The sequence below is a fragment of the Actinoplanes sp. OR16 genome (assembly GCF_004001265.1).
Classification (GTDB): Bacteria; Actinomycetota; Actinomycetes; order Mycobacteriales; family Micromonosporaceae; genus Actinoplanes.
Genome location: NZ_AP019371.1, coordinates 7,257,736 through 7,279,156 on the forward strand (window position 1 = coordinate 7,257,736; position 21,421 = coordinate 7,279,156).

The following is a 21,421-nucleotide window of genomic DNA, read 5'->3' on the forward strand; positions in this document are numbered from 1 at the left end:
ACCTCGACTCGATCAGAGACCTGAAGTGCCCGTGACGCTACAAGCACCGTGATCGATCCCCCGGTTGTCGATCTTGCTTGTTAACCGCGTGGAAACCGAACGCGCGGCCGGCCGTAACTGCCCGATCCGGCAGGTTCGTTATCGTCGATGCCGGTGCTTCCCCTGACCGCGTTCTTCGCCCTGCCCACCCCCGGGCCCTTCGTCGGCCGCAACCGGCTGCTCGCCACCCTGCGCGCCGAACTGGCCCGGCCGTCGGCGCTGGTGCTGCTCAGCGGCGAGGCCGGCGTCGGCAAGAGCCGGCTGGTGGCCGAGGCGCTGCAGGCGTCACCGCAGGCCGGATCGCCGCAGGCGGAGCCGCTGCAAGCCGGGTCACCGCACGGCGGCGGGCTGCCCGTGGTGGTCGCGCACTGCGACGACCTGCGCGAGCCGCAGCCGCTCGGCCCGCTGATCGACGGGCTGTGCGTCGCCGCCGGCACCGGCACCCTGCCCCCGCTGCGCACACCGGACCCGGAGACCGGTGTGCTGGCACCGCTGCTGCCACCGCTGACCGACCGGCTGCCACCGGCGCCGCCCGCGCTGCACGACCCCGACGCCGAACGCGCGCGGCTACTGCGCGCGGCGGCCGCCCTGCTGGCCGCCCTCACCCCGCTGGTCCTCGCCCTGGAGGACCTGCAGATGGCCGACCCGGCGACCCTGCAACTGCTCGACCACCTCGGTGCCCACCCGGTGCCCGGCCTGACCGTGCTGATCACCGTCCGGGAGGACGCCTCCCCCGCCGGATGGCAGCCGGGCCCGGCCGTGCGCCGCCTGCGGGTGCCGCCGCTGACCCGCGCCGAGGTCGGCCGGCTCGCGTCCGCGCTGCTGGCGGGCACCGAGGCGGGCCTGCTCGTCACCCACCTCTACGAACGCACCGCCGGGATCCCGTTCCTGGTCGAGGAGGTGGTGCGGTCACTGATCACCGACGGCGATCGCGACACGATCCGCCGGCACCCCGACGCCCTCGCCGACGCCGCCGTCCCGGCCCTGCTGCGCGACGTGCTGACCACCCGCATGCAACATCTCGGCGAGACCGCCCGGGAGATCCTCGGCGCCGCCGCCGTACTGGGCGGGGCCGCCGACCCGCCCCGGCTCGCCGCGATCACCCAGACCTCCGAGAGCACCGTCGCCGCCGCGCTCACCCAGGCCCGCGCCGCCGGACTGCTGCACCAGCGCGACGGGCGGCTGTGGTTCCGGCACACCCTCGCCCGGCAGGTCGTGCACGAACTGCTGCCGCCGATCACCCGCCGCCTGCTGCACCTGCGGGCGGCGCGGCTGCTCGAACAGCGGCAGCCACGCCCGTACGCCCGGCTCGCCCACCACTTCCGCGAGGCGGGCAGCCCCGCCGACCACGTCCGCAACGCCGAGGCGGCCGCCGACCTGGCCGTCGCCCGCGGTGACGACGGCACCGCCGCCCGGTTCCTGCTCGGCGCCGTCGCCCAGACCGGCCTGCCCCGCCCGGTCCGGGTCCGCCTCGCCGCCAAGATGGCCCGCTCGGCGATCGAGAGCGTCGCGCAGGCCTCCGCCATCCCCGTGCTGCGCGACCTGCTCGACGACCGCCGGCTGCCACCGGGCGCACGCGGCGAACTCGGGCTCGCCCTCGGCCGGATGCTGCGCCAGCAGGGCGAGGCCCGCACCGGATACGAGGAGATCGAACGCGCCGTGCCCTACCTGCGCCGGCCCGGGCAGCGGGCGCGGGCCCTGGCCGTGCTGTCGGCCCCGGACACGGTGACCGGCCGGCACCTGAGCGAGCATCAGGCCCGCTGCGCGCAGGCCGCCGTCGCCGCCGCGGAATCCGGGGAACCCCCGGCCGTCCTCGCCGTCGAGATCGCCCGGCTGTCGCTGCTGCTGGAGAGCGGCGACCCCACCGCCGGCGCCGCCGTCACGGCCGCCGCCGCCGGACTTGCCGGCCACCCCCGCGAACGCGCCCGCGCCTGCCTCAACTGGGCGCAGGGCGCCCTGCACGTCGGCGACACCACCCTCGCCGCGACGATGCTGGCGATCGGGCGGCGCCTCGTCGACGACGCCGACTACGAACGGCTGCGCCCGGTCGTCGAACTGACCACCTTCGGGCTGGACCTGGCGACCGACCGCCGCACCGGGCTGGAACAGCGGCTGCTGCGGTTCCTCGCCCGGCCCTACCGGCTGCCGCTGGCGATGGCCGACGCCCGGCTCTACCTCGCCCGGCTGCGCTACCGCCAGGGTGACACCGACATCGCCGAGCAGGGCCTGCGGGAGGTGATCGCCGAGACCGAGCGGACCGGGGCGGTGTGGCCGCTCGTACCGGCCCGCACCGCCCTGGCCGAACTGCTGCTGGACCGCGGCGACCGCGACGCCGGCCTGGCCGAGGCGACGGCGGCGCTGGACCTGGTGCGGGGCAAGGGTCTGCCGGCGTGGGGCCGCGACGCCGCCCGGCTGGTGAACCCGGCCGCGGCGACCGTCACGCTGCCGGTCTGCGAGACCTGAGACTCACCGCTCATCGCCGCGCTGCGGTAGACCGCCCCTTCGGTGTCACAGCCGCCGGGACTTCCCGGTCTGGGGTGGCATGACCGCCATCCCGCGCGACCGGCTGCGGCCGATGAGGGCCCGTCGCGCCGACGAGCCGCACCGGGTCGCCACGCCACTGGAGCTCTTCTTCGACCTGTGTTTCGTGGTCGCGGTCGCGCAGGCGGCGGCGCTGCTGCACCACAGCGTCACCGGCCATCACGTCGCGGACGGTCTGCGCGGCTACCTGACGGTCTTCTTCGCCATCTGGTGGGCGTGGATGAACTTCACCTGGTTCGCCTCGGCCGCCTACGTTCACCTTGATCGTCCTCGGTGAGTCGGTCGCTGCCGCCACCGCGGCCTTCCGTGACGGCCTCGGCGACGCCCGGCCCGGTCTGCCCCGGCTCGCCGTCGCCGCCGTGGTGATCGTGTTCGCGCTGTGGTGGCTCTACTTCGACCGGCCGGTACGCCACCGCTTCACCTCCCTGCTGGCCCTGTGGTTGCTGAAGCCCGGCCGGCGGCCGCTGCTCTGGCCCGGCACCGCGGCCCTCGCCCTCGCCACCCCGGTCACCACCGTCACCAGCAGCTCCGCCCGGCAGGCCCGGTTGAACTGGGCCGACCTGCAGAGCGAACGCAAGTACTCGGCGGTTCGCGCGTACGGGCAGTCCAAGCTCGCCGACCTCTTCTTCGCCCTGGAACTCGACCGCCGCAGCCGGGCGAACGACTGGGACATCGTCAGCAACGCGGCCCATCCCGGCACCACGCTGACCGGCCTGTACTCCGCCGGGCCGAACCTGGGCCGCACACGACCGGCGCCGCACGAGGCGATCATGACCTGGCTGGCCCGCCGGGGCGTGCTGGTGCACGGCGTCGAGGACGGTCTTCTCCCCATCCTGTACGCGGCGGCCAGCCCGCGAGCCGGCGGCGGCCGCCTGTACGGGCCCGACGGCTTCGGCCAGTTCACCGGCAAGCCGGCCGAACTGCCGATCTACCGGTCGGCCCGCGATGAGGCGCAGGCCAGCCGGCTCTGGGACTACGCGCTCACCCTCGCCTGACCGGCTTCACCGCGGACGAAGACCACCAGCTTCCTCACCCTGGACTCCACCGGCGGCCCGGCATCGCTCAGCGGCCCGGCAGGCGGGCCGTCGTCGCGTACTGCAGCAGCGGACGATAAACCCGGATCGAGTCGGCGAGGCTGCCGAAATGCGAGCCGGCGTTGTCGTTCAGATAGGTGGCCGGGATCGTCACCTCGTCGATCGGCCGACCGGTGTGCACCGCGCCGAGCAGGACGTTCATCTCGTAGTCGAAGCCCTCTCCCGGCACCGTGCACAGATGCTCGACCAGGTCGGCCGGGAAGGCGCGCAGACCGGTCTGGGTGTCCGCGACGTCGTACCCGGTCACCGCCCTGAACAGCGCCCGGGTGACGGTGTTGCCGAACCGGCTGCGCGGCGGCATCTCCTCGAACGAGCGCACCCCGAGCACGATGCCGCCCCGGCCGGTCCGTGCGGCGACCCGGCCGATGTCTCCGGCGGAGTGCTGCCCGTCGGGGTCGGCGCAGATCACGTCGGCGCCCGGATGCTCGTGGACGGCATGCCGCAGACCGGTCTTGAGGGCCGCGCCCTTACCCCGGTTGACCGGGTGCCGCAGCACGGCGCAGCCCTGCCGGCGCAACCCGTCGAGCAGCGCATCGGCGTCCGGGCCGCTGCCGTCGTCCACGACGATCACCTGCTCCGGGCCGAACCCGCCGGCGAGCAGCGCGGCCACCAGGTCCGGCAGTGCGTGTTGTGGCCGGAAGACCGGCAGCAGGATCACGGGCTGTCGGGTGTCGGTCAACGGTCCTCCTGTCGGCAGTGGATCGCCCGTCCACTACCCGCCCGCACCTCGATCCCAATCACTCAATCACGTCCCGATCGGGTGAAGTACGGCCCAACGATGATCGACCTACGGGACGACGGTGTCAGCGTTCCACTGCGGCCGGGTTGCCATGTCAGCCCGCCGGTCGAAGGCCGCCGGCAGGCGGTTCACGCTGACCGGCGGCGGCTCAGAAGAAGGCGGCGATCTTCGTGGCGAGATCGATGACCGGGACGCCGACGTCTGCCACGGTCTTGCCGAACTGCTCCAGACTCCTCAGGCATTTCCGGACGATGCCGGGCCGGGGCTGGTCGGAGGCGACCTCGTTGGTCAGCTGTTCGAGCTCGGCGGCGACGGCTACGGCGTCGTCCGGCGACAGCTGCTGCGACATCTCCTTCACCGCCGTCAGCAGCTGTTCCATCTCGTTCTTCAGGTCGGGCTGGAGAGCCGCCGCCTGCAGGGTGATCCGGGATTCGCTGATCGTCCGGGCGATGACGGCGTTGGTGACCGGGCCGTAGAAGTTGATTGATTCGTCCGTCACGGGAACCACCTCCGGCGGGGCGTCCTGGGCGTAACCGAGCGATTGTTCGATGTCCTGGAAGTCGCGCAGTGCCCGGTGCAGGGCCTCCTCGATCGGCGCCAGCTCCTCCCGTGCCTGCTCGAACCGGCGTTGCGCCTCCGCCGGCTGACCGGCCGTGGCCAGCGAGAACATGTCGCGCGACTGCCGGGTCAGCGACCAGCCGACCGCGTCCAGCTCGTCGAACATGTCCAGGTCGCCGTAGGTGAGCGCCATGAACGTCGCGTCAGCCTGCCGCAGGGCCACGGCCGGCACCCGGCCGGCCAGGGCGCTGCGCATCCCGCCGTCGGCGTAATACCGCGCGCCGATGCGTTTGCAGTGGCCGCGCCCGTTGTGGATCCGCTCGGCCAGCGCCCCGCCGCGTAGCGTGGCCAGGGCCTTCAGGTCGATCCGGCCGGGATCGGCGCCGGCCGCGTGGAACGTGTCGATCGCACTCAGCACGACGCGATAGCTGCCGCCGATCTCGTCGAGCGTCGCGCGGACCTGCCGGGTGCCGTCCGCATCGCCGGCCAGCAGGCTCGCTACGTCGCGGACACCGGCGGCGAGCCTCTGCAGTTCGTCGACGGCGTAGAGCGGTGCGCCGATGACGACCTCGTCCGCGTCGTCCGGCGGCCTCGGCGGGGATCGCCTGTTCCGGGAGTCGTCGACGAGCGCGGCGAGCCGGCGCAGGAGTTCGGTGAACTCGCGGACGCGGTCGGCGCCGCTGCCGAGATCGATCGCGGTGAGCCGCGCGATCGGGTCGGGCGGCTGTGCCGTCTCGGTCAGCCGGACAGGCACGACCCGGTCGATCTCCGCGGCTATCGACGGCATCGCCGCGCCGACCGGTCCGCCGAACGCGACCACGATGGCCGCCGCGTCATGCAGGAACGGGAAAATGCCGATCACTGGTACGGCGTCCTCGGCCACGACCGTGAGTCCCCGCCGCCCGAGGTCGCCCACCAATTGACCGACGCGATCGTGATCGGCGTCGGCTGCGAGCACCACGACGTATTCTGAGGTCACGGGGACCACCCGCCTCACACGGCACTTCGAGTGATGAGAAACGATACCCCTCGGCACCCCGACGACGGCACCCCCGACGATGGCGAGGCGACGCTGATGTCCACGGCCGAACCGGCGGCGTTCTACGAGAGACTGTCCGAGAACGAGTTCCGCACCACCGCCGCGACCGCGAGCCCGTGGGACGAGTCGCTGCAGCACGGCGGGCCGCCGGCCGCGCTGCTGGCACGGGCCGCGATGAACGCGCGACCCGACGACGGCGTGCAGATCGGCCGGATCGGTGTCGACATGCTCGGCGGGATCCCGCAGGGCGTCATCCGTAGCGAAGCGACGGTCGTCCGCCCGGGCAGGCGCATCGAGTTGATCGAGGCGAAGCTGTGGGCGAACGGCAGGCTCGCGGTCACCGCCCTGATCTGGCGCATCCGCGTGGACCACGGCGTCACCGCCGCGCAGACCGCGCCGGAGACGGTCCCCGCACTGCCGCCCGAGCAGCCGCAGCGGTACTTCACCCAGGCCGGCCCGGCGTGGGGGTACGGCCGGGCAGTCGAGTGGCGGTTCCTGACCGGCGACTACAACTCCCTCGGTCCGGCCGACGTGTGGACGCGGCTGCGCATCCCCCTGGTGGCGGGCGAGAAGACGACACCGATCGAGCGGTTGATGGTCCTCGCCGACTCGGTGAACGGCCTGTCATTGGAGCTGCCGATCGCCCAGTGGCTGTCGATCCCGCCCACGGTGAACGTCACGGTGCTGCGCCCGCCCGCACACGACTGGATGCTGCTGCGGACCAGGACCGTGATCGGCGCGGGCGGGGTGGGCCTGGCACGCGGCCAGATCTACGACGAGGACGGCCTGCTGGCCGAGGTCGCTCAGCCGCTGCTCGTCCAGCCGCGGTGAGTCCGCCGTGCTCAGGTGAGGGCGCGGATCTGCTCGATGACCTCGCCGTTCACCGAGCCGCAGTAGTCGCGGGGAAGCCCGGGGCGCACCCATCGGCCGCCGGCGTCGAGCAGGGCCAGCCACGGCACGTGGATCTTCGCCATGGTGCAGCCGTAGACGGTGTCGCCGTCCGGGGTGGGTAGCGGCTGGTCGGGGCCGCGAAGGGCGGCGACCAGCGCGGTGACGTCCTGCGCCTGCTTCTCGACGGCGGCGGACGGGTCGGCGCCGCGGTCGCAGACGACGGCCGCGACGGGCTGGAACGCGGCGTCGAGCAGCGGGAGGGTGATCGCGTCGTCGGCGGTCCGGTCGTCATAGGTCACCGAGGGTTCCCCGGCGCAGGACACCCACCGGTCGTGGACCTGCGCGGCGGCCGTGGACCGCGGAGGCAGGCTCGGCGCGGGGGCGGCCGGTTCGGTCTGCGCAGTGCAGGAGGCGCTGCTCGCGGCGAGCGCGATGCCGATGATCACGGTCAGCGTACGCATTGTCGTTCCTTACCTGATGGGCCGCCCGCACCTCACGGTACGGGCGGCGCGCACGGTTCGGCGTCAGTCGCCGACGACCCTCATGCTGGTGCCGACGAGACGGTTGCGGACGTCCGCCATGTCCTGGAAGTACAGGTGGCTGGGGCGGCTCGCGTCGACCCCGGTGACGGTGCCGCGGATCCGGGCGCCGGACCCGTCGGTGCTCCAGACGGTTCCGCCGCTGTCGCCCTTCACCGAGGCGGTCTTGCCGTCGAGTTGCCGGGCCCGGATCAGGCCCTTGACGATGGAACCGTCTTCGGCCCGCAGGTCGGCGCTGGCCTCCTGCTTCAGGTTGCAGACCAGGGCGGTGCGGATGCCGGTGCGGCACACCTGCTGGTTCTTCGCCCAGTACCCCCAGCTGTCGATGTTGCGGACCGTGCCAGAGGTCAGCGAGCTGCCACTCCACAGCACGGCGGAGCCCTTGCCTCTGATCAGCAGCAGGTCGTACGACTTGAGCTTGGAGACGACCTTGCCGATGTCCTTGTGGGTGCTGGTCGACCGGCTGTAGTCGCCGGAGCGGGTCATGTCGCCGGTGTTGGCGCAGTGGCCGGCGCTGACGATGTAGTCGATGCCCTCGCTGCGGACACCGAACCCGAGCGAACAGAGTGAGCGCTTGGTGCTGCTGGTGCCCACGAACGACGTCCACGCGCCGCCACCGTTGAACGGTGCGTAGTCGTTGAACCGGTCGTAGCGTGCCGCGGTGCTCTCGACACCGGTCCCCGGCACCGACTCGATCTTGACGGGAACCTGGACGTTCGCCTTCGCGAGGACCTGCTCCACGGTGGCCGGCGTGCCTCCGGCGGCGATCTGGGCCGGGGTCAGGCTCTGCGTGACCAGGGGATCGCGCACGACGGTGATGGCGTCGCCCTCGGTGTGGTAGGTGATCTGCTGAATCTCGCTCGATCCGCCGAGTTGGTCGATGGCGGTCCAGATGCCGTCACCGGCGCTGTTCAGTTCGGCTTCGGAGTAGGCGGCCGACTTGAGGCTGACGGTGCCGAGTGTCCGCGCCTCGGTGACGGCCGTCTGCATCTCCGGTTCGAGCGCGCCCTTGTAGTAGACGCTGAGGCCGCTGCCCTCGTACGCCACACCGGCGAAGCCGGAATCGGGGTCCTCGAACCGGGCCTCCATGATCTTGGTGAGAGCCGGTTCCAGTGCCGCCTGCCGGTCCATCTCCGCCTGCGTGGCCGCGTCGATCTCGCCGTCCGGGGTGGGCTCGCTGTAGGTCACCTCGACGTACGGCGCCTTCGACGTGTCCGTGTGGTTGTGCGACCAGAACTGCTTGTACTGGCTGTAGTCCGACTCGTCGGCCGCCCGGATGCCCATCGTGGGCGTCTCGACGTTCTTGTCCGCCGCACCCTGGAAGAAGCTGGTGGCGTCGGCGGTCACCCAGTCGCCCGTGCAACTGGTCGCGGTCGAGGTGGACTCCAGGGTCTGCCATTCCGGCTGGTTGTCCCAGGAGGTCTCGTCGGTCACCGGGTCGGTGGTCCAGATCTCCCACGGCGTCGCCGAGCAGGACGTGGAGTAGGCGTTGGCGAAGTGCGCGATCGCCGAGTCGATCCGCAGACCCGGCAGGGCGTTGGCCCACCAGGTGATGAAGGAGCGGGCCTTGATGTCGGCGTTGTAGCTGCCGACGAAGAGCGAGTCCGCGTCCGGCCATCCGGTGGGGTATCCGGTCACCACGGTCGTGCTGTACGCCGTGGTCGACCAGTCGAAGTACGGGTCGATGGTCACCGGGTAGACGGTGTCCGGGCTGGTCAGCCACGCCTTGTCGGGCTTGAGGGAGAGCGTGGTGGACCCGGCGCCGGCGGTCTTCACGACGTCGGCGCTGACCTGCCGGCGCTGCGGCGCCTCACCGCGAACGGCCGATCCCGCGTCCCACATCATCGGCGTCGGGATCTTGGCCTGCGGCCTGCCGTCGGCCCCTCGTACGCGTAGCCGGCCACGCTTGTCCTCGCTCACCGAGGCGACGCCCGGACCCGTGAGGGGAAGCACGATCTCGCCGACGTGTTCGGCGGCCTGCGCCGACTTGACGACGGTGAACTGCTCGAAGCCGTTCACGGTGGCCTGCACGACGAGGTCGATGCCGGGCTTCACCTCGGCGTACGTCGCCTTGTTGCCCTCCAGGCGGGGCTCGGGCAGGGCGCCGGCCCAGCCGACCGTCACCTGCCGGCCGCCGGATCCACCGGACACCAGGTCGTCCGTGGAGGCGGTCCGGGCACCGGAGAGCCGCAGCGGCCCCGGTGCCGCGGCCGGGGCGATCGAGCCGTCGGCCCGGCGCTTCAGGGTCAGGTCGACCGGGACCCAGGCGCCGTCGCGGCGGAAGCGTTCGGTGCTGGCCGAGATGACTCCGGTGACCGTGCCGTCCGGCGTGGCGAAGTACTCGGCGGTCTCGGTGGTCGCCGCGTCGATCCTCACGCGTTCGCCGGTCTTCCGGGCGGCGGCCAGCGCCGACGCCACATCGGACGGTTCCTGGCCGGGCGTGACCTGGGCGTACGACGGCGTGGCGGACATGGTGGCCGCAAGAGTGAGGGTGAGGCCGGCGGCGAGACCGCCACGCACACCTCTCGTCAGTCTGTGTCTCATCGATCCCCGTCTCGATTGATCTTGACGGCGATGACCGTAGGGGCACTGGCACGGGAACCGGAAGAACCATTCAGGTGGATCTATAGCCCGAACGGGCACGGGGTTCCGGTGGACCCACCAGCGTGGACGTCGTCGATGGTCACCGGCTGCGGCTGCGCGGCGAGTACGGCCCGGCTACGACGTGGAGGCGTCACATCGCCAGGTGGGATCCGTCGCGATCGTGATGACCTCGTCGAGGCGAACCCGGGCCTGCGTCATCGCGGCGATCTGCGCTACCAGCCGCTCCCGTTCCGCGTCGAGCAGAGCACGCGAACGAGGAACGCAGTCGGCTTCCATCAGCGGCAGCAGATCCGCGATCACCCGGCTGGACAGGCTGGCCGCGAACCCCCGCCTGATCAGCGCCACCCGGGCGACGGCCGCCTCGGAGTAGCGGCGGCGGCCCGCCGAATCCCGCTCGGCGCTGAGCAGGCCCTGCTCCTCGTAGTAACGCAGCGACCGCACACTGGCACCGGTGCGGGCCGCCAGCTGACCGATGCGCATCTATGACCACCACCACATCGCCGGGACCTCACACCAATGGCAGCTCCTAGCGTAGCCATCGCAGGCCCATCAACCCCTCTGCGCAGGAGTGATCACATGCCCGGAACACTAGGCATCATCGGCAGCGGCACCATCGGCTCCGCCATCGCTCGCAGCGCGGTCGGCGCCGGCTGGAACGTGGTGATCAGCAATTCGCGCGGGCCGGAGAGCATCGGCGCTCTCGTCGCCGAGCTCGGCCCGCTCGCGCGCGCCGCCACCCCCGCCGAGGCGGCCCAGGCAGGCGACCTCGTGGTCGCGACCATCCCGCTGGCCCACTACGAGCAGCTGCCGCGGGAGGCGCTCGCCGGCAAGACGGTGATCGACACCATGAACTACGCGCCGGCCGTCACGGGCTGGGTGCGCCCGGAGCTCGACGCCGACGAGCTGACCTCCAGCGAACTGGTGCAGCGATTCCTGTCGGGTTCGTCGGTGGTCAAGGCGTTCCACGACGTCAACGGCAGGCTGCTACGCGAGCTGGCCCGGCCGGCCGGCGCCCCGGATCGCACCGCCCTGCCCGTCACCGGCGACGACCCCTCCGCCAAAGCGCGGGTCACCGAGCTGATCGACGACTTCGGGTTCGACGCCGTCGACGTCGGCAGCCTCGCCGAGAGCTGGCGTATCGGGCCCAACACGCCGCTCTACTTCGAGGCTTTCGTGGGTGCGGTCCCGGCGGGCCTGACCCTGCCGGAGATCTACGCCTGGCTGGCGACCACCCCGCTGATCCCGATGCCGGCCGCCACGGTCGCCGAACTGGCCGCCACGACCGAACGCCAACCGGCGGGCTTCCAGCTCAAGCCCTCCGCCTGACCGGTGACGTCCTCCGCTCGGGTCATGTGGTGGCTCCGCGGCCGAAGGCGGACGCGACCGCTGCGCGGCGGCGGGCGCCGGGTCCGCCACGCGGACGGGCTGATTCACCTGGTCGACGCCGGGGCCGATACTGAGATGTCCGGGTTCGCCGGGTGGGATAGTTTCACCGTCATGGCCGACGACACCCAGCGCGCTGTGACCCTGCACCGGACGACCCTCGGCCAGTACGAGGTCCGCAACGCCCGCGGCGGCACGATGACCATCGGCGTCGGGGACGGCGCCGACTTCACGCCGGTGGAGTTGCTGCTCGCCGCGATCGGCGGCTGCACGGGCGCGGACGTCGACTACATCACCAGCAAGCGGGCGGAACCGGACAGCTTCACGGTCGCCGTCACCGCCGACAAGGTCCGCGACGAGGCGGGCGGCAACCGGCTGACCGACGTGACGGTGGAGCTGCGGGTGACGTTCCCGGAGGGCGCGGCCGGCGACGCGGCCCGGGAGATGCTGCCCCGGGCGGCACGGATGTCGCATGATCGGCTCTGCACGGTGTCACGAACGGTCGAGCTGGGCACGCCGGTCGACACCCGCGTCGAACCGGGGCGTCTCCCCTGAGCCCCGAGCCTCCCGCACCGGCCGTCCTGCACGCCTTCGGCGTCGATGGGCCCGTTCGGCGGCTGGACGGCGGTCAGGGCACCTCGTGGGCCGCGAACGACATCGTCCTCAAACCGGACGGGGGCGAACTGCACGCGTGGCTGGCCGAGGCGGTCGCCGGCGTCGAAGCCGACGGTTTCCGGCTCGCCGCGCCGGTCCGTTCCCGTGACGGCGCGTGGAGCGTGCTCGGGTGGTCGGCCACCCGGTGGGTCCCCGGTGCCGCGCCCGACTACTCCGCGGTGTCGACTTGGCGGGACATCATCGCGGTGAGCCGGGCGTTCCACCGGGCGGTCGCCCCGCTTCGCCGACCGGCCGTCCTCGACGGGCGCCGGGATCGGTGGGCGGAGGCGGACCGGGTGGCCTGGGGCGAGCAGACGGTACGGTTCCTGCCGGAGTTGGCCGACCTGGCACGACGGCTCGGACCGGGTATCCAGCCGCTGGGCCGCCCGCAGCTCGTGCACGGTGATCTGGCCGGAAACATCCTGTTCGATCCGGGCCGTCCGCCGGCCGTCATCGACATCTCGCCCTACTGGCGGCCGCTCGCGTACGCCGAGGGCATCGTGGTGGCGGACGCGCTGTGCTGGCACGACGCGCCGCCCTCGCTGCACCGGACGCTGGGCGTACCGCCGGCGGCGGTGGCACGAGCGCTGCTGTTCCGCATGGCCACGACCAACGCACGCGTCCTCGCCGCCGACGAGCGCGTCGATCTGCGGGACGAAGTCCGGCGGTACGCTCGCGCGGCCGCGGCCCTCGGCCTGTGACACCGGACGGCGTCGCGTCCGGGAAGCGCTGACCGATGCCGTCGTGCCGGAGTCGTGATCTGATCGGGGCATGATCTTCGACGTCGCGCGTGTGCGGTCCGGCTATCCCGCTCTCGCGGAGGGTTTCGTCCATCTCGACGGGGCGGGTGGCACGCAGCCGGCGGCACCGGTCATCGACGCGATCGCAGCGGCGATGCGGACGGCGGTGTCGAATCGGGGCACCGCGCATGAGCCGGCCCGCCGCTCCGGTGAGATCGTCGCGGCGGCACGCTCGGCGGTCGCCGATCTCGTCGGTGGCGATCCGGCGGGGGTGGTGTTCGGGCCGAGCGCCACCACCCTGACCTACCTGGTCGCGCGCACGCTCGCCCAGGGCTGGGAGCCGGACGACGAGGTGGTGGTGACGCGCCTCGACCACGACGCCAACGTCCGCCCGTGGGTGCAGACCACAGCGATCTCCCGGTACGCCGGAGTCGACGCGACCACAGGTCGACTCGATGTAGGACAGTTCCGGGATTTGATCGGTCCTCGTACCAGGCTGGTCGCTCTGACCGCGGCGAGCAACGCGGCCGGAACCGTACCGGCTGTCCGCGAGATCGCCGACATCGCTCACGCGGCCGGCGCCTTGGTGTTCGTCGACGGCGTGCACGCGACCGCACACCTGCCGACCGACGTGGCCGCGCTGGGCGCCGACTTCTACGTCACCAGCGCGTACAAGTGGTCCGGTCCGCACTATGCGGCGGTCGTCGCCGCGCCGGCACTGTGGGAGACGCTGCACCCGGCGAAGCTGATCCCCTCCCCCGCCGGCGTGCCCGACCGGTTCGAGCAGGGCACGCTGAGTTTCGAACTGCTCGCCGGCATCACCGCGGCCGTCGACCACCTGGCCGGACTGGCCGGCACCGGGGGCGACCGCCGGTCGCGGCTTCTGGCGAGCATGGCCGCCGTCGTGGAGTACGAGAACAGCCTGCTCGATCGCCTGCTGACCGGCCTGGCCGCGATCGACACGATCACGGTCCTCCCGGCCCCGGCCGGCCGCTGCCCCACCGTGTCGTTCCGCGTCGCCGGCGAGAGCCCGGCACAGACCGCGCGGGCGCTGGGCGAGAAGGGGATCTGCGTCTCCCACGGCGACTACTACGCCGTCGAGTACTTCACGTCGCTGGGCCTGCGCGACAGCGGCGGGGCGGTGCGGGCAAGCCTCTACCACTACACCACGACCGACGAGGTGGACCGCCTGCTGGACGCACTCGCCGGCCGCGGCCGGCTCACCACCGGGTGACCGTCCAGGATCAACGTTGATTGGTATTTCGATGCGTTGGGTACAGCACCGTCCGGCGGGAAAGGCCCGCCGACGAAACGGAGCATTGTCATGCTGGCACTTGGCGTCATTCTCCTACTTCTGGGCATCCTGCTGAAGGTGTCGATCCTCTACACGATCGGCATCATCCTGTTGGTGGTCGGCGCGGTGCTCTGGATCCTCGGCGCTGTCGGCCGCCCCGTCGCCGGCCGAAAAGTATGGTTCTGACCTTCCGGTGAGGGGCCGCTCGCGCACTCGCGCGGGCGGCCCCTGGCTCTCCGAGACGAACAGCATTGTCGCACCGCACGTGACCAGGAAACGCAGAAGCGACATCGCCTGCCGGCGGAAGTGGATCTGGTCCAGCGACAGACGCCCTGGTCGAGGTGCTCGATCTGTACCGCCGGCATCATCAATCTGCGGGGTACCCTCGCGCCGTGCAGATGTTCGTGACATCTTCTCTGGCAAGCACTTGCTCCTGAGCATCTTCCGGAGTCTCGTACGCTTCGAAAGATCGGTAGAGGCGCCGCTCTGCCTCGCGAATCGCATCATCTGCGCCAAGCTCGGCATGGTAGGTGAACAGCTGCAATGCGCGATACGCCAATTCGGCCTGCCGGTCAGTCTGCTTGACCATCATCGGTGCGTTCTTGTGAAATTCATAATAAGAGGCGCATGCCTTCTCGACCGTCGCCTTAATGGGGAGATCCAAGATGACGGAAACCTCATTGCCCGACGCCTTACACAGCGGCAGCAGACGACGCAGAATTCTGCCCGCCTCAATGCCGTGCTTGACCGAGATTCCGTCATTCTGACCCAGATACGACCAGCTGGCCATGATCTCCCTATGAAACTTGCCGACGATGTCTCGGGCCTCCGCAGACCCTGACCGATTTGCAGCACTGGTCAGCGCGATCACCGTTTCTTTCGTGTGGCTATCGGCCGACTTCATGTTTTCGTTCGGCCTGCCCGATACTGCGAACGAGGTGACCGATGCGATTTCCGCATCGATGTAATCCCGTGTTGCCGCACAGGTTTCCGCCATCGCCTTCTGCGTAGCCTCCTCCGCCTTGTGCCGATCATTCCTGCTGTCGACATAAAGGCCGATCCCGCTGGCTACAGCCACCACGACACTGAAGCCCGCGATGCAAAGAATGAGCAGATTCGACGGTGCGATCCACTCGAGCCGGCGCCCAGCCCACATTCCGACTGCGACAAGGACTCCCAGAGCGGCAGCGCCGAGGAGAAGTGGACGTGCCGTCTGGGCAACACCCAGGAAATCGGCGAATATGCCCAGGATCGCGCCGATCAGGCTGACAAACGCGGTGATGGCCGCCTCACGTCGCCGAAGCGCATCGTCGGGACCGAGCATGAAGCGCCTCCGTGCGGCGTCGTGGGCCTCCATCATCCTTCACGGGCGCAAGAACGCCGATGGCGTCGCAGCCCTCATGCTGCTGACCTGCGGCGAGGCCAACCGCGACGACCTTTGCCGTTCCGCGCGAGCGCACCACCGCATTCCGGGCTGCGCGGGAACGGGCGGAACCGCTCCTTCAGGGAGAGGTCTTCCGGCCCTGCGCAGAAATGCCGCAACAGACGAGCATGGAAGCGCCTCGATGGAGGAGTGGACGGAGGTCCAGTCATGCACGCATACATCGGCGACCGCCTCGTCATCGAGTCGCTGCGTCCCGACGTCCCGACGCGCATCAGCGTGATCGTGGGCGTCTCGCGGCCGGGCGGGCACCCGCCGTACCAGGTTCGGTGGACGAGCGGCGGGCACGTCACGCTGATCATCCCGGGGCCGGATGCGCGGCTTGAGCCCCTGCCACGAGCCGGCGACAAGGTCACGCAACCCTAGGCACGCGCCGCCGGGGTTCGATCTCCGGCTCGCGCAGTGCACGGCGGCGAACCCGGGAAGCCTCGCAGCGACGCCGCTGGACGCACTGAAGACGCAAGACGGCGGTCAGGGGACTCCGCTCCCCGTGGCTACCGCCCCCGGCCGGATCACGCCGCCAGCGCGGAATCGTCCGCGGTGATGCGTGCCCGCCCGGCGTTCTTGCTGGCGTACAGCAGCTCGTCGGCGCGGCCCAGCAGCGCCGCCGTGCTCTGCTCGCCGTCCCATCGGGCGAGCCCGGCCGAGAACGTCTGCCCCTGCGGGGTGACCGCCAGCAACCGATCCAGAAGCCGGCGAGCCTCGGCCGCCGTGCAGGCGGTGAGCAGGAGTCCGAACTCCTCCCCGCCGTAGCGGGCCAGCAGGTCACCCGCGCGGATCTCGCCACGCCAGGCAGCGGCGGCGCCGGCCAGCAGTTCGTCTCCGGCTTGATGACCGTGGGTGTCGTTGTACCGCTTGAAGTGGTCGAGGTCGATCAGGGCGACGTACAGCGGCCTCCGGCCGGAGGCCAGTGCGGCGGCCAGGCGTTCGTCCCACTGGCGGCGGTTCGGCAGGCCGGTGAGTGCGTCGTGCCGGGCGAGCCGGGCCAGTTCGCCGGCCTGTGTCTCGACGCGGCGCAGCAGTCCGGCCATGCGGACCGCCACCAGCACGAAGAGCACGATCGAGCAGATGCCGGTGGCGACCCAGTCCTCCCCGGCGTGGCCGGTGGCGCCCCGGTAGAGACCGACCGCGGGGGCGAGCAGGATGCTCACCGTGAGCAGGGCCAGCCGGGGCCGCACGAACGCCGGCGGCCGAGTCAGCGGCACGGTGAGCTGCCGCATCGACGGATGCGTTGCCGCCGCGGCGACCAGGACGTTCGCCGCCAGCGAGACGGCGCCTCCGGCGTCGATCGGGCCGGAGGCGCTCAGGATGTCGGAGATCGCGGTCAGCAGCAGGGCGCCGACCAGCAGCCGGTAGCTCGCCGTGCGCGCGCCGGGCGTGGTGAGCAGCAGCGAACCGAGGACGAGCAGGGTGATGTCGCCGGCGCCCACCGCGACGGCCGCGAGCCGGGCACCCCACGGCCGGTCCGGGTCGGTGACCACGCCGTCGACCACGAAGACCCAGTAGAGCAGGCCCAGGCTCGTCGCGACCAGGCCGGCGTCGACGAGTGCCGTCCGGTCGTGAGCCCGGGCCCGGCCACGGATCAGGCCCGCCAGGGCCAGGCACATGAACGGGTACCCGGCCAGGTCCAGCGCGTCGGCGACCACTGCCGAGGGCGGTCCCGCGCCGGCCTGCCCGATGACCGTGCTGGCCAGCCAGACGGCGAGCCCGGTCACGAACGTCCACCAGGTGGCCGGCTGGTCCGGGCGGTAGCCGCGGACCGCCACGGCGACCACGATCACGCAGGCCGCACCGCTCACGCCGTACGCGACCGGGCGCCACCAGCCACCCGCGGGCAGCAGCAGGTACGCGACGGTCGCGAGCCCGCCGGCGACGATGCAGGCCCACCACGACGGCACGCCGCGGATTCGGCTGATCGGCACATTCCGGTCATCGGCACATTCCGCCGCCGGCTGAGCGGACACGCGCCACCGCCGCCGGAATGCCCTAGACTGGGAGCGCTCCCATCCATAACCGTCTATTAGAGAGAGCGATCATGGCACTCCCCCGAAAGATCGCCGCCACCGCCCTCGCCGTCGTGACCGGCGGCGCCGGCATCGCCCTCGCCTCACGGGCCGACGCCGCCGCCGGTTGCGCCGTCAAGTACACCGTCAGCAACACCTGGCCGGGCGGCTTCGGCGCCGCCGTCGACGTCACCAACCTCGGTGACGCGATCAACGGCTGGACTCTCACGTTCGCTCTCCCCGGCGGACAGACCATCTCGCAGCTGTGGAACGGCGTCGTGACCCAGTCGGGCGCGGACGTCAGCGTCAAGGACGCCGGCTACAACGCCGCCCTGGCCACGAACGCGACCACCAGCTTCGGCTTCAACAGCTCGGGTACGACCGCCACCCCGTCCTCGTTCAGCCTCAACGGCACCGTCTGCACGGGAGGCGTGGCACCGACGGCGTCGCCCTCCACCCCGCCGCCCTCCACTCCACCGCCCGCCACCGGCCCGGTGACCATCAACGGCAAACAGCTCGAACGCCTCGACCGCGGCGTGGTCAGCGTCCGCTCCGGCAGCGACAACCTGGTCAGCTGGCGGCTGCTCGGCAACGACCCGAGCGGCGTGACGTTCAACGTCTACCGCGGCGGCTCCAAGATCGCGAGCGTCGGCAACGCGACGAATCACCTGGATTCCGGCGCATCGGCTACCGCGACCTACACTGTCCGCGCCGTCGTCAACGGTGCTGAGCAACCCGACTCGGCAAACTCGCTCACATTCGCGAACGGCTACCTCGACGTGCCCCTGTCCGTCCCCGCCGGCGGCACGACCCCGGACGGCGTCGCCTACACCTACGCGGCCAACGACGCCTCCGTGGGCGATCTCGACGGCGACGGCGACTACGAGGTGGTCCTGAAGTGGGATCCGTCGAACGCCAAGGACAACTCCCAGTCCGGGTACACCGGCAACGTCTTCGTCGACGCCTACACCCTCCAAGGTCAGCGACTCTGGCGCATCGACCTCGGCCGCAACATCCGGGCCGGCGCGCACTACACCCAGTTCCAGGTCTACGACTACGACGGCGACGGCAAGGCCGAAGTAGCGATGAAGACCGCCGACGGCACCAGGGACGGGGCCGGCACGGTGATCGGCAGTTCGTCCGCCGACTACCGCAACTCGTCCGGCTACGTGCTGAGCGGCCCGGAGTTCCTGACCATGTTCAACGGGCAGACCGGCCGCGCCCTTTCGACAGTCGACTATGTGCCGGCGCGAGGCACCGTTTCCAGTTGGGGTGACTCGTACGGAAATCGGGTCGACCGCTTCCTGGCCGGCACCGCCTATCTCGACGGCGCCCGTCCCAGCCTGATCATGGCGCGCGGCTACTACACCCGCGCGGTCGTCGCCGCCTGGGACTTCCGCAACGGCTCGCTGACCCAGCGCTGGGTGTTCGACAGCAACGCCTCGGGCAACAGCGGCTGGGCGGGACAGGGCAACCACCAGCTCTCCGTCGCCGACGTCGACAGCGACGGCAAACACGAGATCATCTACGGCGCCGCGGCGATCGACGACAACGGCGCGCGGCTGTGGACGACCAATAACGGTCACGGCGACGCCATGCACGTCGGTGACCTGGACCCGTCGCGGGCCGGCCTGGAGGAGTTCAAGGTCGACGAGGACGGCTCGAAGCCCTCGTCGTGGATGGCGGACGCGCGAACCGGTCAGATCATCTGGTCGACGCCGGCCAGCGGCGACAACGGCCGTGGCGTCTCCGCCGACATCTGGTCGGGAAGCGCCGGCGCCGAGTCGTGGTCGGCGGCGGTGGACGGCGTCCGCAACCCGAAGGGCACGGTGGTGAGCAGCCGCAAGCCGAGTTCGATCAACTTCGTGGTCTGGTGGGACGGCGACGCGACCCGGGAGCTGCTCGACCAGACGCGCATCGACAAGTACGGCACCAGCGCCGACACCCGTCTGCTGACCGCCACTGACGTGCACTCGAACAACGGCACCAAGGCCACGCCGTCGCTCTCCGCCGACCTGTTCGGCGATTGGCGCGAGGAGGTCGTCTGGCCGACGACGAACAACACGGCGCTGCGCATCTACAGCACGCCGATCGCCACCGATCGCACCGTCGTCTCGCTCATGCACGACCCGCAGTACCGCGAGGCGATCGCCTGGCAGAACACCGCCTACAACCAGCCGCCGCACCCCGGTTTCGCGATGCAATGACCGATTTCCGGTACGCCGGGAGCCGCCGCTTCCCGGCGTACCCGCCGGGCACGGCCCTCCTTGTTGATCTCGTTTACTCAGGCGTCACAGGAACACGACAGGCACGACACAGGTCTTTCGTGGACTGGGGCGCATGGATGGCGTACAGAGATTGAAGGACGCACTCGGCCGGCGCACCTTCCTGCAGGCGATGGCAGCGCTGGGTGTCGGTAGTGCGGCGGCGGGTGCGGCCTCCGCGCCCGCCGCCGCGTCGGGTCCGAAGACGACCAGACCGGGCGAGATCCTGCAGCCGGGTAGGGGACCGATCGACGGCAGGCACTACGTGCGCTCCCATCCGGACGAGGTCCGCTGGGGCTATGTGCCGTCCACGACCAGTGAGCCGATCCTGCGGATGCGCTCCGGCGAGACCGTCACCGTCGACACCGTCTCGCACGAGGGCATCCTCGAGGATCAGGGCCGCGACCCGGTCGCGTGGTTCGGCAAGCACGGGGTGAAGCGCTCCGAGGTGCTGTCCGACGCGATCGCGATCGCCCGCTCCTACGACCGCACGACCCGCACCTTCGACGTGGACGGCCCGCACGTGGTGACCGGGCCGATCCACGTGTCCGGCGCCGAGCCCGGCGACGTGCTCAAGGTGGAGATCCTCTCGGCGCTGCCGCGCGTCCCGTACGGCGTGATCTCCAGCCGGCACGGCAAGGGCACGCTCCCCCGGCTGGCCGGCGGCGCCGTGCCGGCCGGCATCACCGAGGCCGAGATCATGCCGCCGGTCGGCACCGACGGGCGGGCCACCGGCGATCCCCGGCGGTACGGCAACGTCTCGGTCTTCACCCCGATCCGCGGCACGAAGGGCGTCCTGCCGCGCGGGTCGACGAGCGTCGCGTTCCCGCTGAACCCGTTCATGGGCATGATGGGTGTGGCGTTCGCGAGCGCGCCGAGTCTGACCGACGCGTCGCTCAACTCGATCCCGCCCACCCTCGGCGGCGGCAACATCGACATCAACCTGCTGGGCCGGGGCGCCACGTTCTACCTGCCGGTCTTCGCCGAGGGCGCGCTGTTCTACGCCGGCGATCCGCACATGGCGATGGGCAACGGCGAGGTGGCGCTCACCGCGATGGAGGGTTCACTGCGGGCCACCTATCGCCTCACCGTGGTCAAGCGCGGCCGTAAGGGCGCACCGTCGGTCGCGTTCGGCTACCCGTTCGCCGAGACACCCGACGCCTGGGTGCCGATCGGCCTGTCCGACCCGGACGGTTCCCAGAACGGCCAGGGCAACGACCTGGACATCGCGATGCGCCGGGCGGTGGTGAACGCCCTGGACTTCCTCGAACACGACCTCGGCATGCACCGGGCGGTGGCGTACGCCTATCTCTCCGCAGCAGCGAACTTCGAGGTGTCCCAGGTGGTGGACCGTACGGTCGGGGTGCACGCCGTCATCCCGAAGAGCCACTTCTGACCACCCGGCCGGGCGGGCCGGCGGGCTACGAACTGTTCGACCAGGCGCGACTGGACAACACCAGGCGGTATCCGTCGGGGTCCTCGACCGTGACACCCCACCGTCCCAGTACGCGCCCTGGCCGACCCGCCGCCCGCCGGCCCGCTCCAGCATCAGAGGAACTCCGTTTCTCTCCGTCGGCGACCACCATGCAAGCTCCACC

At 71.2% G+C, this 21,421-nt stretch carries 19 protein-coding genes and 1 pseudogene; 12 read left to right on the forward strand and 8 right to left on the reverse strand.

The window, feature by feature from the left end; translation table 11 throughout:
* Positions 1-153 precede the first annotated feature (153 nt).
* The 3 genes from EP757_RS33410 to EP757_RS44200 all read left to right on the forward strand — a co-directional run bounded on the left by EP757_RS33410 (position 154) and on the right by EP757_RS44200 (position 3,575).
* A complete protein-coding gene (locus tag EP757_RS33410) occupies positions 154-2,502 on the forward strand; it encodes an AAA family ATPase (protein ID WP_160165961.1) in 2,349 nt (782 codons plus the stop codon).
* A gap of 79 nt (positions 2,503-2,581) precedes the next feature.
* Positions 2,582-2,857: a low temperature requirement protein A gene (locus tag EP757_RS43515; RefSeq protein ID WP_232050129.1), complete on the forward strand. Its 276-nt coding sequence runs from the start codon at positions 2,582-2,584 to the stop codon at positions 2,855-2,857.
* Complete coding sequence (locus tag EP757_RS44200; protein ID WP_127552386.1) at positions 2,841-3,575, forward strand: low temperature requirement protein A; 735 nt, start codon at positions 2,841-2,843, stop codon at positions 3,573-3,575. Before EP757_RS43515 ends, EP757_RS44200 begins: the two co-directional genes overlap by 17 nt.
* A 67-nt stretch (positions 3,576-3,642) precedes the next feature.
* Here the strand turns inward: EP757_RS44200 and EP757_RS33425 are convergent, their stop codons facing one another.
* The gene (locus EP757_RS33425) at positions 3,643-4,353 is read right to left on the reverse strand and encodes a glycosyltransferase family 2 protein (RefSeq protein ID WP_160165962.1); all 711 of its coding nucleotides are present in this window, start codon (positions 4,351-4,353) and stop codon (positions 3,643-3,645) included.
* Positions 4,354-4,561: 208 nt separating this feature from the next.
* Positions 4,562-5,950, reverse strand: a complete 1,389-nt coding sequence (locus tag EP757_RS33430) for a hypothetical protein (RefSeq protein ID WP_127552388.1) — start codon at positions 5,948-5,950, stop codon at positions 4,562-4,564.
* Positions 5,951-5,983: 33 nt separating this feature from the next.
* Here EP757_RS33430 and EP757_RS33435 point away from each other — a divergent pair, with 33 nt between their 5' ends.
* Positions 5,984-6,841, forward strand: coding sequence for a thioesterase family protein (locus EP757_RS33435; protein ID WP_232050130.1), 858 nt, complete (start codon positions 5,984-5,986; stop codon positions 6,839-6,841).
* Positions 6,842-6,852: 11 nt separating this feature from the next.
* On the opposite strand, the gene EP757_RS33440 is transcribed toward EP757_RS33435, so the two are convergent.
* The 3 genes from EP757_RS33440 to EP757_RS33450 form a co-directional block, all read right to left on the reverse strand.
* The gene (locus tag EP757_RS33440) at positions 6,853-7,362 is read right to left on the reverse strand and encodes a hypothetical protein (RefSeq protein ID WP_127552389.1); all 510 of its coding nucleotides are present in this window, start codon (positions 7,360-7,362) and stop codon (positions 6,853-6,855) included.
* A gap of 63 nt (positions 7,363-7,425) precedes the next feature.
* Positions 7,426-9,984 (reverse strand): DNRLRE domain-containing protein, encoded by a 2,559-nt coding sequence (locus EP757_RS33445; RefSeq protein WP_127552390.1) that lies wholly within the window; start codon positions 9,982-9,984, stop codon positions 7,426-7,428.
* 174 nt (positions 9,985-10,158) lie between these two features.
* Entirely contained in the window at positions 10,159-10,524 is a 366-nt protein-coding gene (locus EP757_RS33450) for a MerR family transcriptional regulator (protein WP_127552391.1), read from the reverse strand.
* Positions 10,525-10,620: 96 nt separating this feature from the next.
* Here EP757_RS33450 and EP757_RS33455 point away from each other — a divergent pair, with 96 nt between their 5' ends.
* From EP757_RS33455 to EP757_RS43310, 5 genes are all read left to right on the forward strand, one after another.
* The gene (locus tag EP757_RS33455; protein ID WP_127552392.1) at positions 10,621-11,370 is read left to right on the forward strand and encodes an NADPH-dependent F420 reductase; all 750 of its coding nucleotides are present in this window, start codon (positions 10,621-10,623) and stop codon (positions 11,368-11,370) included.
* A gap of 171 nt (positions 11,371-11,541) precedes the next feature.
* Positions 11,542-11,982, forward strand: a complete 441-nt coding sequence (locus EP757_RS33460; protein WP_127552393.1) for an OsmC family protein — start codon at positions 11,542-11,544, stop codon at positions 11,980-11,982.
* 278 nt (positions 11,983-12,260) lie between these two features.
* Positions 12,261-12,782: a phosphotransferase gene (locus EP757_RS33465; RefSeq protein ID WP_127552394.1), complete on the forward strand. Its 522-nt coding sequence runs from the start codon at positions 12,261-12,263 to the stop codon at positions 12,780-12,782.
* 70 nt (positions 12,783-12,852) lie between these two features.
* Complete coding sequence (locus EP757_RS33470) at positions 12,853-14,055, forward strand: cysteine desulfurase-like protein (protein ID WP_127552395.1); 1,203 nt, start codon at positions 12,853-12,855, stop codon at positions 14,053-14,055.
* A 90-nt stretch (positions 14,056-14,145) separates the two neighbouring features.
* The gene (locus EP757_RS43310; RefSeq protein WP_174262470.1) at positions 14,146-14,301 is read left to right on the forward strand and encodes a hypothetical protein; all 156 of its coding nucleotides are present in this window, start codon (positions 14,146-14,148) and stop codon (positions 14,299-14,301) included.
* A gap of 181 nt (positions 14,302-14,482) precedes the next feature.
* Here the strand turns inward: EP757_RS43310 and EP757_RS33475 are convergent, their stop codons facing one another.
* The gene (locus tag EP757_RS33475; RefSeq protein WP_127552396.1) at positions 14,483-15,439 is read right to left on the reverse strand and encodes a hypothetical protein; all 957 of its coding nucleotides are present in this window, start codon (positions 15,437-15,439) and stop codon (positions 14,483-14,485) included.
* A 267-nt stretch (positions 15,440-15,706) separates the two neighbouring features.
* Between EP757_RS33475 and EP757_RS33480 the strand changes: the two genes are divergently transcribed.
* Entirely contained in the window at positions 15,707-15,922 is a 216-nt protein-coding gene (locus EP757_RS33480) for a DUF1918 domain-containing protein (RefSeq protein WP_127552397.1), read from the forward strand.
* A gap of 146 nt (positions 15,923-16,068) precedes the next feature.
* Here the strand turns inward: EP757_RS33480 and EP757_RS33485 are convergent, their stop codons facing one another.
* Positions 16,069-17,478 (reverse strand): GGDEF domain-containing protein, encoded by a 1,410-nt coding sequence (locus EP757_RS33485; protein WP_127552398.1) that lies wholly within the window; start codon positions 17,476-17,478, stop codon positions 16,069-16,071.
* Between the two features lie 113 nt (positions 17,479-17,591).
* Here EP757_RS33485 and EP757_RS33490 point away from each other — a divergent pair, with 113 nt between their 5' ends.
* A complete protein-coding gene (locus EP757_RS33490) occupies positions 17,592-19,766 on the forward strand; it encodes a cellulose binding domain-containing protein (protein ID WP_127552399.1) in 2,175 nt (724 codons plus the stop codon).
* 151 nt (positions 19,767-19,917) lie between these two features.
* A complete protein-coding gene (locus EP757_RS33495; RefSeq protein ID WP_232050131.1) occupies positions 19,918-21,219 on the forward strand; it encodes an acetamidase/formamidase family protein in 1,302 nt (433 codons plus the stop codon).
* Positions 21,220-21,244: 25 nt separating this feature from the next.
* Here the strand turns inward: EP757_RS33495 and EP757_RS44205 are convergent.
* A pseudogene (locus tag EP757_RS44205) lies at positions 21,245-21,369 on the reverse strand (VOC family protein); the annotation flags it as partial.
* Between the last annotated feature and the right edge of the window lie 52 nt (positions 21,370-21,421).

What these genes read in the sequence shown, in the direction of transcription:
- EP757_RS33475 (WP_127552396.1), bottom strand. Translation starts at nt 15,439, where the DNA reads ATGCTCGGTCCCGACGATGCGCTTCGGCGACGTGAGGCGGCCATCACC.
- EP757_RS33460 (WP_127552393.1), top strand. Translation starts at nt 11,542, where the DNA reads ATGGCCGACGACACCCAGCGCGCTGTGACCCTGCACCGGACGACCCTC.
- EP757_RS33445 (WP_127552390.1), bottom strand. Translation starts at nt 9,984, where the DNA reads ATGAGACACAGACTGACGAGAGGTGTGCGTGGCGGTCTCGCCGCCGGC.
- EP757_RS43515 (WP_232050129.1), top strand. Translation starts at nt 2,582, where the DNA reads ATGACCGCCATCCCGCGCGACCGGCTGCGGCCGATGAGGGCCCGTCGC.
- EP757_RS33480 (WP_127552397.1), top strand. Translation starts at nt 15,707, where the DNA reads ATGCACGCATACATCGGCGACCGCCTCGTCATCGAGTCGCTGCGTCCC.
- EP757_RS33455 (WP_127552392.1), top strand. Translation starts at nt 10,621, where the DNA reads ATGCCCGGAACACTAGGCATCATCGGCAGCGGCACCATCGGCTCCGCC.
- EP757_RS33440 (WP_127552389.1), bottom strand. Translation starts at nt 7,362, where the DNA reads ATGCGTACGCTGACCGTGATCATCGGCATCGCGCTCGCCGCGAGCAGC.
- EP757_RS33435 (WP_232050130.1), top strand. Translation starts at nt 5,984, where the DNA reads ATGAGAAACGATACCCCTCGGCACCCCGACGACGGCACCCCCGACGAT.
- EP757_RS43310 (WP_174262470.1), top strand. Translation starts at nt 14,146, where the DNA reads ATGCTGGCACTTGGCGTCATTCTCCTACTTCTGGGCATCCTGCTGAAG.
- EP757_RS33450 (WP_127552391.1), bottom strand. Translation starts at nt 10,524, where the DNA reads ATGCGCATCGGTCAGCTGGCGGCCCGCACCGGTGCCAGTGTGCGGTCG.
- EP757_RS33470 (WP_127552395.1), top strand. Translation starts at nt 12,853, where the DNA reads ATGATCTTCGACGTCGCGCGTGTGCGGTCCGGCTATCCCGCTCTCGCG.
- EP757_RS33490 (WP_127552399.1), top strand. Translation starts at nt 17,592, where the DNA reads ATGGCACTCCCCCGAAAGATCGCCGCCACCGCCCTCGCCGTCGTGACC.